The sequence below is a fragment of the Campylobacter majalis genome, assembly GCF_905120465.1.
GTDB lineage: Bacteria > Campylobacterota > Campylobacteria > Campylobacterales > Campylobacteraceae > Campylobacter_A > Campylobacter_A majalis.
Window position 1 is genome coordinate 20658 of record NZ_CAJHOF010000007.1, and the last position, 15041, is coordinate 35698.

The 15041-nt window shown below is 34.3% G+C and carries 18 protein-coding genes and 1 pseudogene; 5 read left to right on the plus strand and 14 right to left on the minus strand.

Going from position 1 to position 15041, the window contains the following annotated elements; genetic code table 11:
• Nucleotides 1-1362: 1362 nt before the first annotated feature.
• The 9 genes from rsmI to infA all read right to left on the minus strand — a co-directional run bounded on the left by rsmI (nucleotide 1363) and on the right by infA (nucleotide 5843).
• Nucleotides 1363-2178, minus strand: a complete 816-nt coding sequence (gene rsmI / locus LQU93_RS04730; protein WP_229932736.1) for a 16S rRNA (cytidine(1402)-2'-O)-methyltransferase — start codon at nucleotides 2176-2178, stop codon at nucleotides 1363-1365.
• Between the two features lie 4 nt (nucleotides 2179-2182).
• Nucleotides 2183-2383: a 50S ribosomal protein L31 gene (gene rpmE, locus LQU93_RS04735; RefSeq protein WP_229932737.1), complete on the minus strand. Its 201-nt coding sequence runs from the start codon at nucleotides 2381-2383 to the stop codon at nucleotides 2183-2185.
• A gap of 13 nt (nucleotides 2384-2396) precedes the next feature.
• Entirely contained in the window at nucleotides 2397-2753 is a 357-nt protein-coding gene (rplQ, locus tag LQU93_RS04740; protein WP_229932738.1) for a 50S ribosomal protein L17, read from the minus strand.
• 15 nt (nucleotides 2754-2768) lie between these two features.
• Complete coding sequence (locus LQU93_RS04745) at nucleotides 2769-3782, minus strand: DNA-directed RNA polymerase subunit alpha (protein ID WP_229932739.1); 1014 nt, start codon at nucleotides 3780-3782, stop codon at nucleotides 2769-2771.
• Nucleotides 3783-3796: 14 nt separating this feature from the next.
• On the minus strand, nucleotides 3797-4423 hold the full coding sequence (gene rpsD / locus LQU93_RS04750; protein WP_229932740.1) for a 30S ribosomal protein S4: 627 nt from the start codon (nucleotides 4421-4423) through the stop codon (nucleotides 3797-3799).
• 25 nt (nucleotides 4424-4448) lie between these two features.
• Nucleotides 4449-4841: a 30S ribosomal protein S11 gene (gene rpsK, locus LQU93_RS04755; protein WP_034970470.1), complete on the minus strand. Its 393-nt coding sequence runs from the start codon at nucleotides 4839-4841 to the stop codon at nucleotides 4449-4451.
• 13 nt (nucleotides 4842-4854) lie between these two features.
• Nucleotides 4855-5223, minus strand: a complete 369-nt coding sequence (rpsM, locus tag LQU93_RS04760; protein ID WP_229932741.1) for a 30S ribosomal protein S13 — start codon at nucleotides 5221-5223, stop codon at nucleotides 4855-4857.
• Nucleotides 5224-5226: 3 nt separating this feature from the next.
• Nucleotides 5227-5340: a 50S ribosomal protein L36 gene (gene rpmJ, locus LQU93_RS04765; RefSeq protein ID WP_169938237.1), complete on the minus strand. Its 114-nt coding sequence runs from the start codon at nucleotides 5338-5340 to the stop codon at nucleotides 5227-5229.
• A gap of 284 nt (nucleotides 5341-5624) precedes the next feature.
• Complete coding sequence (infA, locus tag LQU93_RS04770; protein ID WP_009649712.1) at nucleotides 5625-5843, minus strand: translation initiation factor IF-1; 219 nt, start codon at nucleotides 5841-5843, stop codon at nucleotides 5625-5627.
• A 160-nt stretch (nucleotides 5844-6003) separates the two neighbouring features.
• Here infA and LQU93_RS04775 point away from each other — a divergent pair, with 160 nt between their 5' ends.
• Genes LQU93_RS04775 through LQU93_RS04785 form a run of 3 tightly spaced genes read left to right on the plus strand, consistent with a single transcriptional unit; the run spans nucleotide 6004 to nucleotide 8289 of the window.
• Entirely contained in the window at nucleotides 6004-6324 is a 321-nt protein-coding gene (locus LQU93_RS04775; RefSeq protein ID WP_229932742.1) for a YbaB/EbfC family nucleoid-associated protein, read from the plus strand.
• A gap of 10 nt (nucleotides 6325-6334) precedes the next feature.
• Nucleotides 6335-7450, plus strand: coding sequence for a DUF7488 domain-containing protein (locus tag LQU93_RS04780; protein WP_229932743.1), 1116 nt, complete (start codon nucleotides 6335-6337; stop codon nucleotides 7448-7450).
• Nucleotides 7450-8289, plus strand: coding sequence for a polyprenyl synthetase family protein (locus LQU93_RS04785; RefSeq protein WP_229932744.1), 840 nt, complete (start codon nucleotides 7450-7452; stop codon nucleotides 8287-8289). The genes LQU93_RS04780 and LQU93_RS04785 overlap by 1 nt, the downstream gene beginning before the upstream one ends.
• An 87-nt stretch (nucleotides 8290-8376) precedes the next feature.
• Here LQU93_RS04785 and LQU93_RS04790 read toward each other — a convergent pair.
• Nucleotides 8377-8570: pseudogene (locus LQU93_RS04790) on the minus strand (IS1595 family transposase); the annotation flags it as partial.
• 198 nt (nucleotides 8571-8768) lie between these two features.
• Here LQU93_RS04790 and tkt point away from each other — a divergent pair.
• Together tkt and LQU93_RS04800 are read left to right on the plus strand one after the other, a co-directional pair.
• Nucleotides 8769-10712, plus strand: a complete 1944-nt coding sequence (gene tkt, locus LQU93_RS04795) for a transketolase (RefSeq protein ID WP_268250045.1) — start codon at nucleotides 8769-8771, stop codon at nucleotides 10710-10712.
• 11 nt (nucleotides 10713-10723) lie between these two features.
• Nucleotides 10724-11518 (plus strand): undecaprenyl-diphosphate phosphatase, encoded by a 795-nt coding sequence (locus tag LQU93_RS04800; protein ID WP_229932746.1) that lies wholly within the window; start codon nucleotides 10724-10726, stop codon nucleotides 11516-11518.
• Here the strand turns inward: LQU93_RS04800 and LQU93_RS04805 are convergent.
• Genes LQU93_RS04805 through LQU93_RS04820 form a run of 4 tightly spaced genes read right to left on the minus strand, consistent with a single transcriptional unit; the run spans nucleotide 11498 to nucleotide 15041 of the window.
• A complete protein-coding gene (locus LQU93_RS04805) occupies nucleotides 11498-12298 on the minus strand; it encodes a class I SAM-dependent methyltransferase (RefSeq protein WP_229932747.1) in 801 nt (266 codons plus the stop codon). The two genes, LQU93_RS04800 and LQU93_RS04805, sit on opposite strands and share 21 nt — an antisense overlap.
• The gene (locus tag LQU93_RS04810) at nucleotides 12295-13026 is read right to left on the minus strand and encodes an ABC transporter ATP-binding protein (RefSeq protein ID WP_229932748.1); all 732 of its coding nucleotides are present in this window, start codon (nucleotides 13024-13026) and stop codon (nucleotides 12295-12297) included. The genes LQU93_RS04805 and LQU93_RS04810 overlap by 4 nt, the downstream gene beginning before the upstream one ends.
• The gene (locus LQU93_RS04815; protein ID WP_229932749.1) at nucleotides 13016-14032 is read right to left on the minus strand and encodes a FecCD family ABC transporter permease; all 1017 of its coding nucleotides are present in this window, start codon (nucleotides 14030-14032) and stop codon (nucleotides 13016-13018) included. The genes LQU93_RS04810 and LQU93_RS04815 overlap by 11 nt, the downstream gene beginning before the upstream one ends.
• Entirely contained in the window at nucleotides 14022-15041 is a 1020-nt protein-coding gene (locus LQU93_RS04820; protein WP_229932750.1) for an ABC transporter substrate-binding protein, read from the minus strand. Before LQU93_RS04820 ends, LQU93_RS04815 begins: the two co-directional genes overlap by 11 nt.

Genomic DNA, 15041 nt, shown 5'->3' on the forward strand with positions numbered 1-15041 from the left:
ATCCTAAATATAATTTAAAATGTTACTTTTATACATTTAAACAATCCATTAACAAATTAGTAAAATTTCAGTTAGCGCTTAGTTAATTAATCTTTTAAATTCAGTAAAAACCATAAGATTGTTTCTTGCACAATTTTAGATATTCAATCTTAATCCAAATTTTGTATCTACAAACTGCTTTTTCAGTTTAATCAACTAAACCTACCTTTATTTACTAGTGTGCCTAATAAGACTTTTAACTTTACTACACTCGTGGCTGTAAGTAGATAATAGGAGCTTTGTAAATGTTATTCATGTAAATTTACTTTATTTGCCACCTTACAATAATATTAGTGCAATCAACTTTTATGTTAAACACTTTCAAGAAATATTGTTTTATTTGCTTAAAATGATTTACAACAAATTATATCTTGTATCTACAAACAAAAAACTATTTTTTATTTTCATTAAAAACAAATCAAGCATAACATTAAAATTGTAAATAATATTTAAAATTTCGCCAAACAAAATTTATTTAAATTAAAAAGCTAAGGTAAATTTTAATCTTATCTAAAGAGCGTAAAGCATGAATTATTATCCATAGAATTTAAAAATACTAAAAATCAATTTAACACAGCCATATTTACATTATCAATTTTATTAAAATTTATAAAGATTTTCTAGATTATTATCACTTCATTCGTAGCTACAAGCAAAACACACTTTTAAGCTACTTTTATCATTTTTTAAAGAGTGTAAGCACAAGAAATCTATTTATTGATATGATTTTTATCTAGCTGTGGTATACACAAATTTACTTTAAAATTTTGCATAAACCAAATTCTAAAATTTCACTAACTTTATTGGCTTTTAAATCAATGTCAAAACAAGCGAAGCGTTTTTACGAAGTAAAATGTTTCCTTGAAAACAAGTGTAGCGGTGGCGAGTGAAACGAGACAGGTTTCTGTAAAACAAGCAAAGTGCTCACGAAGTGATGTTTCTGTAAAACAGATGTAACGCTCACGAAGTGATGTTTGCATAAAACAAGTATAACGCTTTTTTGCGTAGCAAAAATGTTTCTTGAAATAAAGTTTTAAAATTCTTTAAATTTGTTTTGGGAATTCTTAAATGATGGGTGTGTTTTTGATGGTTTGGTTTTTAACTTCGCTTCGCTCGTTACAAGATGATAGCTTAAGTCGCTATCCCTATGAAGAACTTCGCTTTGTTTGTTGCTGAAAATAGCATTAATAAAATCGCTTTAGCACTCTTTAAGAAAGTTTATTTTGTTTGATTTGGGTTAAATTGATACTAAAGAAATAAATTGATTAAAATTTAATGCACGATAATTAGTTAATAAAGAAGGCAGATATAAACTTTGCTATATCACCCCGAAATAATCTCTTTATATATTGTTTTTGCATCTTTGCCGCTAATTTTGGATATAAGTTTTGCCTTTTGTTTTGGTGGGATCTGCAATAGCATAATGTCTTTTATGCTTATTTTTTCAAGAGAGTTTTTTTCTGAATTTTGAACCACAACGCACCATTCGCCACTTAAATTTGCATTTTGAAGCTGTATTAACACATCTTTTGCTAAACCATGAAATTTCGTTTCAAATTTTTTTGTAGCTTCTTTGATGGCAAATATTTGCCTACTTGGATCAATTTCTACAATTTTTTCAATTAAGTTTAAAATTCTTTTTGGACTTTCGTATATTACGCATGGATATGCTTGATTTAACGCATTTTGTATAGCCTGATTTCTTTGAGTTCCAGTATTTGGCAAAAATCCTAAAAAAATAAACTCTTTTTCGCACAATCCACTAGCCACAACACAAAGCAAAGCCGCATTTGCACCACTTAAAATTTCATACTTAAGACTATTTTTAATAGCATATTTTACAAAAGAAATCCCTGGATCACTAATGCCAGGCATACCAGCATCGCTAAGCACAGCTATATTTTTTGATAAAATTTCATCATTTAAGCTAGCTAAAATTTCATTTTCATTATGTGTGTGAAACGGTATAAATTTTGATATTTTAATATTTGCATTAAAACGTTCATTTAATAAATTTATTAAGGACTTGCTTATGCGAGTATCCTCGCAAAATGCTATCTCGCATTCACGCAAAATCTCTAATGCATGAAGCGAGATATCTTTTAAATTCCCAATGGGTGTAGGAATAAAGTAGATCAAAATATTATTTTAAAGCGTATTTTTTCTTAAATTTCTCAACGCGACCAGCACTATCTACTATCTTTTCACTACCAGTGAAAAATGGATGGCACTCAGAGCATATATCAACTCTTATCTCACCCTTATTTGACATAGTTTTAAATGTATTTCCACAAGCACATGTAACTGTGCTTTCAATATATTCTGGATGAATCTCTTTTTTCATTACATTTTCCTTATTATTCGCTTACTAGCTCGATATATGCCATCTCAGCAGCATCACCACGTCTAACGCGAGTTTTTACTATCCTAGTGTATCCACCATTTCTGTTTGCGTATTTTGGTGCAATTTCTGTCACTAGTTTTTTTGTAGTTTCTTTATCTTGCAAACTAGCAAATACCGCTCTATGCGCGTTAAAATCACCTTTTCTTGCTCTTGTTATTAATTTTTCAATATAACTTCTAAGTTCCTTTGCTTTAGGCAAAGTTGTCTCGATTTTTTCGCTTTTAATTATTGCTATAGCAAGATTTTTAAGCAAAGCAGAACGATGAGACGATGTTCTGCCAAGCTTTCTATAACCATGTTTATGTCTCATTTTGTTTCCTTAATTTTATATTGAACTCATTTGTGTTTTAAGCTCGGCAATCTTGTTTTTAAGCTGTTCTTTTACTTCTTTTGACAGCGCAACCCCAACAGGATAGCCTATCTCTTCCATGACAGCTTTTATCTCATCAAGAGATTTTTTGCCTAAATTTTTAAGTTCTGAAAGCTCTTTTTCGTCCATTAAAGCAAGCTCACCTATATATCTTATCTCTGCTTTATCAATGCAATTAAAGCTTCTAGCACTTAAATTTAACTCTTCTACACTAGAAAGCAATCTAGAATATTCACTTCCTACACTTGCACTAGTAACTGGAGCATCAACATCAATATCTAGCACACCCTTAAAAACTGACATCTGCTGATACATAGCCTCAAGTGCATTTTTAAATGCCTCAAGTGGTTTAACCTGTCCATCAGTTGTAATAGTAAATACTATTTTTTCAAAATCAGGAGTATCTTCAACAAGGACATTTTCTATATCATAAACAGCTTTCTTAACCGGTGTAAAGAATGCATCCAGTGCTATATACTCATCATCAATATCAGATCTTAGATCCTCGCTTGATACATATCCGATACCTTTTTGAATAATCAAACTAAAATTAAGCTCAGCATCGTCATTTAAAGTAGCAAGATATGCATCTGGATTTACAACTTCAACAATATCATTACAAAGATCTGCTCCGGTTATCTCTTTTGAACCCTTAAAACTATACTCAATAACCTCTCTGTGACTATCATTTTTGAGTTTAAAGCGTAAATTTTTTAAATTAATTATAAATAATGCAACATCTTCAAGCATGCCACGCAAACTATCAAACTCATGACTTACGCCTTTTATCTTAACGCCTGTTGGTGCAAAACCTACAGTACTAGTAAAAAGCAATCTACGAAGTGGATGTGCAAGTGTTACAGCATATCCGGCTTCAAATGGATATGCAATTACTCTTGCTACATTTGCACTTACGCTTTCTATCTTTATCTCAGTTGGCGTATAAGCTGATGTAGTAATTTTTCTCATCATTAAGCCTTTTATTATTTTGAGTAAAGCTCTACTATTAATCTTTCCTCAACAGGAATGATAACCTCTTCTCTTTCAGGATTTCTTGTAAAAATTCCAAATTTCTTATCTTTTTCTACATCAACCCAGCCAACAATACCAGTTTGTGCCGTTAAATCAACTGCACGAATAATTTGTGGGTTGTTTTTAGACTTTTCTATAATCTCTATTTTAGCACCTGGCTCAACTCTATATGATGGTATATCAACTCTCTTGCCATTTACAAGAATGTGTCCGTGAGTTACAAGCTGACGAGCAAAGCGACGAGTTGTCGCAAAACCCATTCTATAAACTACGTTATCAAGTCTTTGCTCTAAAAGTTGAACTAATAAAGCACCCGTATTGCCTTCGCGTCTAGCCGCTTCCTGAAACAAGCGACGAAACTGCTTTTCGCTAACACCATACATAAATTTAGCTTTTTGTTTTTCGCGAAGCTGTAAGCCATATTCACTTATTTTTGCTCTTCTTTGTCCGTGCTGACCTGGTGCAAAAGGACGCTTATCTAAAGCACTCTTTCCAGCAAGTCTTCTCTCACCTTTAAGTGCAAGAGAAACACCAAGACGTCTTTCTAATTTTTCAACTGGTCCTGTATATCTAGCCATAATAAATTTCTCCTAATTCTTATTCTTAGACGCGGCGGCGTTTTGGTGGTCTGCAACCATTGTGTGCAAGTGGAGTTATATCTTTTAAGAATGTAACCTTTATGCCCTCTACTGCACCTACGCTCTTAACTGCTGTCTCGCGTCCACTACCTGGACCTTGAACCTTTATGCCAACCTCTTTTATGCCATGCTCTTTCGCCTTGCTTAGCGCATCTTCAACTGCTTGTTGTGCTGCATATGGAGTTGATTTTTTGCTGCCTTTAAATCCAAGACCACCAGCACTACTCCAAGCTATTGCATTTCCCATCTCGTCAGTTACTGTTACCATAGTATTGTTAAAACTTGCACTGATATAAACAATGCCTTTTGCTATACTTTTTCTTACGACTTTTTTCTTAACGATTTTTCTTTTTGCCATTGTCTATCCTTAATTATTTAGTCGCTGCACCGACGGTTTTACGCTTACCCTTGCGAGTTCTAGCATTTGTCTTAGTCTTTTGACCACGAACTGGAAGACCTTTTCTATGGCGAAGACCACGATAGCTACCAAGATCCATAAGAGCCTTGATATCCATAGCAACTTGCTTTCTAAGATCACCCTCAACAATGTGATGTTCTTGAATTTCCTTACGGATAGCCGCAGCCTCATCTTCACTTAACTCATTAACTCTCTTGTCATAAGAGATGCCAACAGCGTCAAGAATTTGACGTGACTTGTAAAGACCTATACCATAGATATATGTAAGACCATACTCTATTCTTTTTTTGTTTGGTAAATCTACACCTGCTATACGTGCCATTGCTTATCCTTGTCTTTGCTTATGTTTTGGATTTTCGCAGATAACGCGTACGATACCGCTACGTTTGACAATTTTGCATTTGTCACACATCTTCTTAACAGAAGGACGAACTTTCATTGTGTCTCCTAAAAAATTATTTCACTTTTTAGCAAACTGCACACAGGTTTAGCGAACGCCTAAACCAACTATTTTTAAAATAAAGTGATAAATTTTAAAAATAGTTCTTCATACAGCTTTGGTTGCAAAAGTTGGATTGTACCGAAAAGTAACTTTAAATATTCTTATAAGCACAATTGCTCACATTACTTAGTGTAGATTAATAAAGCAATTATGCTCAAATGCGTCGCAGATTATAAACTAAGTTATACGATTTTAATCTAGGAAATTAAGATAACAAGAAATTATTTATAACGGTAAGTTATTCTGCCCTTATCTAAACTATATGGGGTTAATTCGACTTTTACTCTATCGCCAGGCATTATCTTTATATAATGCATTCTCATCTTGCCAGCAATATGACATAAAATAACGTGCTTGTTGTCAAGCTCAACTTTAAAAGTTGCATTTGGCAAAGCCTCTACAACATTACCATCTATCTCTATAACATCATCTTTTGCCATTATGTTTCCTTGTCTATCGTTGTTATAAATTTTAGTTCTAAATTTTGTAAAAACTGCGATTATAGCAAAAAATAATTTATTTTAAATTAAATTATAAAATTTTTTAATTTTATAATTATTTTGTTATAATCTTGACTATTTTTTGCAAAGGATTTATGTAATGTTTAAAGATTTTGACTTTTCAAAAATGGGAGATATCTTAACTCAAGTGCAACAAAAAGCACGTGAGTTAGATGAATTGCGCGAAAGCAAAGAGTATAGCACAAAAAGTGGTGGTGGAATGATATTTGTCAAAGCAAACGGAAAAGGTGAAATAATAGACATAAACATCGACGATAGCTTATTAGAAGACAAAGAAAGTCTTCAAATTTTACTTATATCAGCCATAAATGATGTGATAAAAATGGTAGCCGATGACAGCAAGGGCATGGCAGCCGATATGCTAGGCGGCATGGGAAATTTTGGAAATTTTAAACTATAAAGGAACAAGCGTGAAAAAGCTACTTTTATTAGCATCTATTTGTATTTTAACATTAGCAGCTCCTCGTCCTACCCAAGATGATTTTAATGCTTGTTTTGAAAAAAACAAAGACTCTATTGTGTCTGTTAATGGCAACTATGGTATAGCAATCACACCTGAATTAATCGCTGTAGTTAAAAACTCTGATACTGCGATAAATGATTATGTAAAATTTGATCCATTTTTAGGATTGTATCTAGTAAAATCAAATCAAAATTTACACGTCCCTGACATGGTCGATGAAAACGATGATACAAAATTCAACAAAGCTACATGGGTAGCTACATTAAGTGATTCAAACGCTAGCATAATGGGGCATGTTAAGGCTTTTGGTTCCACTCTTGGGGATTTTGATGAGTTAAATTTTGATGTAAATATCACGGCACAGCTTAATTCAGCTTGTTGTAAATTAGTAGGATTAGCCATAGGAGACAATAAATTTATCCCTGTTCGCTATCTTAAACATTTTGCCGCGTATGATGATGTGTATTACGGCGACATAGGCGTGAGTTTTACCGAAAATGAAACTGGTTTTTACGTAGCAAGCGCCGATCCTCTTGGGCGAGGAAAGGCACTAATGCCAAAGGATAAAATTTTAAGCGTTGATAATACTGCACCAAAGGGCATAAGATGGCTAAATGAAAAGGTTTTATTTGCACCAAAAGGCTCAATTTTAGAGTTTAAAATTTTACGAGATAATGAAGAGATTAAGCTATTTATTCCGGTTTCTGGAGAGATAAAACTAAAAGATAATAGCATAGATGAAATTTCGCCAAAAGTTGCTGCCACACTAGATACCTTAACATCTAAAAATACAGACATAGACGCATATGGCGTAAGTTTAGGCGAGATACTTTTGCCATGGGGCATTGTAGTGGATAAAGAACTAATTGTTACAAAAGTCATTGAAGATACTCCAGCACACGCATTTGGAATAGCCAAAAATGATAAAATTTTACAAGTAAATAATGATAGGGTAAAAACCTATAAAGATATGCTAGAAAAAATCGATAAACAAAGTAGTTTTTTGCTTTTATTTACACGTAACAATTTTGACTTTTTTGCAAGAGTTGTAAGGGAGAGATAATGAGTGATTTTGTAAAATTTTTAGATAAAAATTTACCAAATGTCGTTAGTTTTCATCCGCATTATAACAACGCTTTAAAAGATATGTTAAAAGCCGGCGGCAAACACTTTCGCGCAAACTTGCTTTTAGGTGTAGTAAATGCCTTAAAGCCAGAACTTACACAAAGTGCAATGAGAGTGGCTTTAGGGCTTGAGATGCTTCACACATATTCGCTTATCCACGATGATTTGCCAGTCATGGATAATGCCCCACTTCGCCGCGGAGTGTCAACACTTCATGTAAGATACGACGAAGTTACAGCAGTGCTTGTAGGCGATGCGTTAAACACGCAGGCTTTTTATGAAATTTCACAGGCTGATTTAAGTGCAGATATACGCATAAAATGTGTTGAAATTTTAAGCCAAAATGGTGGCATGAGTGGCATGGTGCTAGGACAAGCACTTGATTGTCATTTTGAAAATACCCTGCTTGGCCTGGATGAGTTAAAATTCCTACACATTCACAAAACAGCCAAATTAATAGCTGCTGCGTTAAAAATGGGGGCCGTTATAGCTGGTGCAGATGAGAAGATGTGCAATGAAATTTATAGCATCGGCATTGATTTAGGATTGGCATTTCAAATACAAGATGATATAATTGACGCAACAAGCGACGAGAGCAAGGCTGGAAAACCAGTGCATAATGACAGTGAGAAAAACTCATTTACAAATTTAATGGGCGTTGATGGTGCAATCAAGGCAAAAAATGAGCTAATAGATAAAATCCTAACCGCTTTAGAAAAATTGCCAAATGCCATAAACGACGTGGTAAAAGCGCTTATAAATAAACATCTAGTATAAGATAGTGTGCTTACGCTATCTTTACTCATAAATTTATCGCTCAAACACAAGCAATCATGAGCTAATCAAACTCTAATTAAATTTGGATCAATTTAACTTAATCCTATTTTTTCTTATCAATTTTAGTAAAATTTGATAGAGATTTTTGCAAGTTTTAAATCTAAACTCACACTCTTTTAAGTGCAACAAAAAGTTATCTATTTTTATGCCTTTAAATTTGCTTAATCTATGCTTTGCAAAAGCACAAAACTCTCAATTTCATTGATATGGCTTTTATCGTTTCACAGAAACATTTTTTGAAAAAAGTTTTAAAATTCTTTAAATTTCGCTTCTGAAATTTTTGAGTGATATATATACTTAATTTTTATCGGCAAAATCATAGCTTAAAGCCCATTTTATTTGATTTAGGCTAAATTGAGCCTTAAAAATTTTTAAACACACTAAAAATTTTAAGCCCTATTATAGTAAAATCCATAAAAATTTCTACAAATATAAAAAAGGTAAAAAATATGCTAAAAAAACAAGCCGATACAATTAGATTTTTATGTGCTGATATGGTGCAAAAAGCAAATAGCGGTCACCCAGGTGCTCCAATGGGATTAGCCGATATCGTTACTGTGCTTTGTAATTTCTTAAATCACAATCCAAAAAATCCAAACTGGCTAAACCGCGATCGTTTAGTATTTAGCGGTGGTCACGCTAGTAGTTTGGTGTATAGCTTTTTGCATTTAAGTGGATATGATTTAAGCTTAGATGAGCTTAAAAATTTTCGCCAACTTGGCTCAAAAACTCCAGGTCATCCAGAGATTAATACTCCAGGTGTAGAGATAGCTACTGGTCCGCTTGGTCAAGGCGTAGCAAACGCAGTAGGACTAGCTATGGCGGCAAAATATGCGGCAAATTTACTAAACACTCCAGAAAATGAGATAATTAATCACAAAGTTTATTGCCTTTGTGGCGATGGCGATTTGCAAGAGGGCATAAGCTACGAGGCATGCGCTATGGCTGGAAATTTAGTGCTTGATAACCTAGTCATCATATATGATTCAAACCGCATAACAATAGAAGGCGATACAAGCATAGCATGGAGTGAAAATGTTAAAGCTAGATTTGAAGCACAGGGCTTTGAAGTAGCGACAATTGATGGGCATAATTATGACGAGATAGAATTTGCACTATCTCAAGCAAAAGAAAAAGAAAAACCTTACTTAATCATCGCAAATACAACAATTGCAAAAGGTGCAAATAAGCTTGAAGGAAGCCATCATAGCCACGGAGCACCGCTTGGCGAATATGTAATAAAAGAGGCAAAAATACAAGCCGGATTTAACCCAGATGCGAAATTTTTTATACCTGAAGATGTGCTTTTAAGATTTAGAGTAGCACTTGAAAAAGGCGAGTTAAGCGAAAAAATATGGAATGAAAAAGTTCAAAATTTAAACGAGCAAACAAAGAAAATTTTAAACAGCCTACTAAATCCTGATTTTAGTAAAATTTCATATCCAGACTTTACAGGCAAAAAAACAGCAACAAGAGACAGTAATCACGCTATATTAAATGCCATTGCAAACGCTGTGCCTGGATTTATCGGTGGTTCAGCAGATCTAGCTCCGTCAAATAAAACTGAGCTAAAAAATATGGGCGATTTCCCACATGGACGCAACATACACTACGGCATACGCGAACACTCAATGGCAGCCATAAACAACGCATTTGCAAGATATGGATTGTTTTTACCATTTTCGGCGACATTTTTTATCTTTAGCGACTATTTAAAACCGAGTGCTAGAGTGGCGGCATTAATGGGGATTAAGCACTTTTTTGTCCTTACGCACGATAGCATAGGCGTTGGTGAAGATGGCCCAACACATCAGCCTATCGAGCAACTTAGCCAATTTAGAGCTATGCCAAATTTCTACACTTTCCGTCCAGCAGATGGCAACGAAAATGCAAAATCATGGCAAACAGCCCTAAACCTAAATGCTCCATCGGCATTTGTGCTTAGCCGTCAAGGGCTTGAGCCACTAAATGAGCCAGTCTATGGCGATGTAGCAAACGGTGCTTATTTACTAAAAGAGCATCAAGACGCAAAAGTAACACTAATAGCAAGTGGTAGCGAAGTAAGCCTGTGCGTAAAAACGGCTGAAATTTTACAAGCAAAAGGCATAAATACAAGCGTAGTATCGGCTCCGTGCTATGATTTGATATCTAAGCAAGACGCTCAGTATTTAGATAGAGTGTTTAACAAAAATAGCCTAAAAATAGCAGTCGAAGCTGCCTCAGCACTTGAGTGGTATAAATATGCTGATGAAATTTATGCTATGTCAAGTTTTGGCGAGAGTGCAAAAGCTGATGAGTTGTTTGCTCATTTTGGCTTCACGCCTGAAAAGCTAAGCGATTTTGTGCTATCAAAACTAAAATAATGGCTTAATTTATGGATATAATTCAGATCATAGTCTTAGCTTTGGTGCAAGGCGTAAGTGAGTTTTTGCCGATATCTAGCTCTGCTCACTTAGTCTTAGTGCCTGAAATTTTTGGCTGGGACGATCAAGGATTGGCGTTTGATGTAGCGGTGCATGTTGGGACGCTACTTGCGATTTTGTTTTATTTTAAAGATAGAATTTCAAAGCTAGTGGGTGATTTTTTAAGCTCGATTATAAAACGCAAAAATGTTGGCGAGAGTATGCTTGTATGGGCTGTTGGATTTGGGACAATTCCGGCTGGATTGTTTGGTTTATTTGCCAAAGACCACATCGAAACATACGCTAGAAGTCCGCTTGTTATAGCGGCTACAACGATAATTTTTGGCATAATTTTATATCTAGCAGACAAAAGAGTTGGCTTTAAAAACGAAGCCAACATCACAATAAAAATTGCTCTAATCATAGGCGTAGCACAAGCTCTTGCACTAATACCTGGAGTATCTAGATCTGGCGTTACAATTAGCATGGCATTACTGCTTGGTTTTTCTCGTATAACCAGTGCAAATTTTTCGTTTTTACTCTCTATTCCTGTTATATTTTTAGCAGGTGGGTTAAAAACACTTGATTTAATCAAATCATCAAATCACATAGCATGGGACGAGATAGGGCTTGGTGTGCTTATAAGCGGCGTTAGTGCGTATTTATGCGTTAAGCTATTTATGAGCCTTATCTCTCGTATGAGCATGACGCCATTTGTAATTTATCGACTATTTTTAGGTGCAATTTTAATCTACTTTTTTATCTAAATCTATAGCTATGAAAGCCCATATCATAGGGGCTTCATAAGCTTTTTTGCCACTTTGATAATACTCTTTTAAAGCCTTTATCTCATCTTTGTTTAAAGTATCATTTAAGCTCCACTGCACTTTTTGCATTAAATCATCTTCGCACAAAATTTTAGAACAATTTGGGCTATAAATATACTCAACTCTAGGCAAATAACCCATGCCAACAAGGATATTTATAAGATATATAAAATTTGGCTTTGCTTGCACTTTGCGATTAATGGCGGTTAAAATCTCTTTTTCAACAAAGCTTTTTTGCACTTTAAAACTCATATAAACGCTTCTTTTTGCCTTTGATATTAGCTTTGAAACGACAGCTTTTAAATCATCAACCTCTAAACATCTTGAAGCAAACACAACATCACAAATTGGCACTTCATCCCAACTATCTTCAAACGCCTTTTGCTCTGTTTTTATATTTTTAATCTCTTCGTTTTTAGCATTTTGATTTAAAAAATAAAGCATTTGCTCTGAATAATCATACGCATATACTCTATCTACAAGTTTTGCTACCTTCAAACTCAAAGCTCCAGCCCCACAAGCAAAATCAAGCACACTGCTAACGCCATGCAAATTAACAAGATTTAAAAATTCATCAGCATAAGTGCTTTTTAATGCACTTTCGTTAAAGCTAGGAGCCTTTTTGTCCCAATCATCTTGTGTTTTTACGCTACTTAGACTAAGATCTCTTTGGGCTTTATAAAGCTCGTTAAAATCAATACTGTCAATATTTGTTTTCATAATACTTCCTTAAAATTTTCATATTTTATATCATAAAGTCTATTAATATTTTGTGTTGTTATAATACTTTTGCTCTCACCAAACTCTAAAATTTTTCCGCCCCTTAGCAATAAAGAGCTTTTTGTAACATACAGAGCATGTCGTGGATGATGCGTGGTTTGAACTATATGATATCCATCGCTAATAAGTGATTTTAATATATTTAAAAGCTTTATTTGATTACCAAAATCAAGTCCATTTGTTGGCTCATCCATAAAAATTATCCTTGCTTCTTGCATTAACGCACGAGCAATATATGCTAACTGCCTTTGACCGCCACTAATCTTTGTATAAGACTCATTTTTTAGCTCACTTATGCCCATTTTTTCTATATAAAAGAGCGCCTTTTGTCTATCTTGTTTTGTATAGCTTGAAAGTAGCGGTGTTCGTGAAATAGCCCCCATAAGCACTAAATCATACACGCTATATTCATAAGCTAAAGTGTGAGATTGTGGTATATAAGCTATGAGTTTTGATAGTGCATTTTTGCTATACTCTTTAACATCTTTACCTAAAATTTCAACCCTACCACGATATGGTAAAAACCCTAGCATTATCTTTAAAAGTGTGCTTTTACCACTCCCATTTGCCCCTAGCACACTCATACTTTGATCTATGTCAAAACTAATATCATTTAAAACTATCTTTTTTTGATAAGCAAAACTTACATTTTTTAAACTAATTAGCACCAAAACCACCCTTAACTCTAAATAAAATAGCTACAAAAACCGGTATGCCAATGAGCGATGTAATTATGCCTATTGGAATTTCATACTCAAACAAAATGCGTGACAAATCATCACAAACGAGCAAAAACATAGCGCCAATGAGTGCTGAAAAAGGCAGAACTATCTTGTTATCTGATGAGAATAAAAATCTAGTAATATGCGGTACGATAAGCCCTATCCAGCCTATCACTCCAGCCATACTAACGCTAAGTGCTGAGATAAATGTAGCCAAAATAATAACAAAAATTTTAAATCTCATCGCATCTATACCAAGCGATTTTGCCTCTTCTTCGCCAAGGCTTAATGCATTTAGCCCCTTAAAACAAAAACAGAGCATAACAATGCCAAAAAGCATAGGCAAAGCAGCCCAAAATACCGCCTTAGCACTAGCAAAAGACAAACTTCCCATTAAAAAATATGTAATGTTTGGCAAAGTATCATTTGGATCGGCTGCATATTTTAAAATAGAAAGCAACGAGGTAAAAAAAGATGAGCTAATAATGCCACCAAGCACCAAAAGTATAATGCCCTTACCAGAGTTAAACACAATAACAAATCCAAGCGAAACACATACAGCAACGACCCCAAAAACAAAGGTGCTAAGCCCAACATAAAAAGGCGTCAAACCAAAAAACATACCAAGTGCCGCACCAAATCCAGCCCCACTTAATACACCCAAAATCGACGGTGAAACAAGCGGATTAACAAACATCGCCTGATACGCACTACCAGAAATACTAAGTGCAGCACCGATGATAACACAGGCTAAAACACGTGGAAATCTAAGCTCAAAAAACACAGTATGAATATCTAAATGTCTGCTCACATCGCCTTTAATCAAGGCATTAAAATAGCTTAAATACTCACTAGCCGACAAAGAGTATTTGCCTATAAAAAGTGAAAATATAATTAACCCAAAGCAAAGCGATAAAAGCACAAAAAACGCAAATGTATTTTTATTTTGCAAGGATTTCCTTTGCCTGTTCTTGAGTTAAATTTACATCCAAAAATAGCTTGTAAAACTCAATTGTTTCAGATACCATATCTATATCAAAATACTCATTGTAATTTAAACTCACAAGCCACCTAAGCCCCAAAAATCTCATAAAAGACGGCGGTCTATCAAACCAACTAAAAGGCTTACGCGGTATTAAATACACCTTTTTGTCTTTTACAGCTTTTAGCAAAGACCACTTTTTATCAGTAAAAATTCTATCATAAAAGCTTTTTTCATATACCAAAATAACATCTGGCTGATATGTTAGCACCTGCTCAAAGCTAAGCTTAACTCTGCCATATTCGCTAATATTTTCGCATTTATGAACGTTGTTTGCACCAGATAAAGCTATAAGTAAAGCATGTGGTGAGCCTTCGCACTCACTAAGTAGCCCATCAAATCCTTGTGCATAATACACTCTAGGCTTTTTTAAGCTGTGTTTAGCGATCACATCTTGCACTTTGTTTTTTAATTCAAGGCTTTGTTTTGCATATTTTATTAGCTCATTTGCTCGTTGTTTTTTATCTAAAACTTCTCCCAAAATTTCTATCGCTACTATATAATCATCTAAATTTTTTAACTCAAAATACAAAATCGGCTTTTTAACATGAGTAAAAATTTCTCTAAGCTTACCAAGCTGTTTGACATTGTTATTTGCCAAAATCAAATCAGGTGATAACGCTAGAAGTTTTTCGGAATTTGGGATTTTTGCTTTGCCAAAAAATCCACCAACCACCTCTTGTTCTCTTACCTTTTTATCTAAATATGGACGTTCTAACTCGTTAAACTCATAATTTAGCCCAACAATGCTATGCCTTGATACGGCATAAAGCAAATATAAAAGCGTTGGAGTGCTTGCATATACGCGTTTTATCTTAGAAGTATTGCTAAAATTTTCTGAGTTTTGCTTAATATAACTATCAACATCATTGCACCAAGCAACACAAACAAAACATAGTAAAATTGCTAGTTTTTGCAT

Coding starts and splice junctions, on each gene's coding strand:
- rpsK (WP_034970470.1), bottom strand. CDS start 4,841: ATGGCAAAAAGAAAAATCGTTAAGAAAAAAGTCGTAAGAAAAAGTATA.
- rpsM (WP_229932741.1), bottom strand. CDS start 5,223: ATGGCACGTATAGCAGGTGTAGATTTACCAAACAAAAAAAGAATAGAG.
- LQU93_RS04820 (WP_229932750.1), bottom strand. CDS start 15,041: ATGCAAAAACTAGCAATTTTACTATGTTTTGTTTGTGTTGCTTGGTGC.
- infA (WP_009649712.1), bottom strand. CDS start 5,843: ATGGCAAAAGATGATGTTATAGAGATAGATGGTAATGTTGTAGAGGCT.
- LQU93_RS04775 (WP_229932742.1), top strand. CDS start 6,004: ATGTTTAAAGATTTTGACTTTTCAAAAATGGGAGATATCTTAACTCAA.
- rpsD (WP_229932740.1), bottom strand. CDS start 4,423: ATGGCTAGATATACAGGACCAGTTGAAAAATTAGAAAGACGTCTTGGT.
- LQU93_RS04805 (WP_229932747.1), bottom strand. CDS start 12,298: ATGAAAACAAATATTGACAGTATTGATTTTAACGAGCTTTATAAAGCC.
- rplQ (WP_229932738.1), bottom strand. CDS start 2,753: ATGAGACATAAACATGGTTATAGAAAGCTTGGCAGAACATCGTCTCAT.
- rpmJ (WP_169938237.1), bottom strand. CDS start 5,340: ATGAAAGTTCGTCCTTCTGTTAAGAAGATGTGTGACAAATGCAAAATT.
- LQU93_RS04785 (WP_229932744.1), top strand. CDS start 7,450: ATGAGTGATTTTGTAAAATTTTTAGATAAAAATTTACCAAATGTCGTT.
- LQU93_RS04745 (WP_229932739.1), bottom strand. CDS start 3,782: ATGAGAAAAATTACTACATCAGCTTATACGCCAACTGAGATAAAGATA.
- LQU93_RS04800 (WP_229932746.1), top strand. CDS start 10,724: ATGGATATAATTCAGATCATAGTCTTAGCTTTGGTGCAAGGCGTAAGT.
- rpmE (WP_229932737.1), bottom strand. CDS start 2,383: ATGAAAAAAGAGATTCATCCAGAATATATTGAAAGCACAGTTACATGT.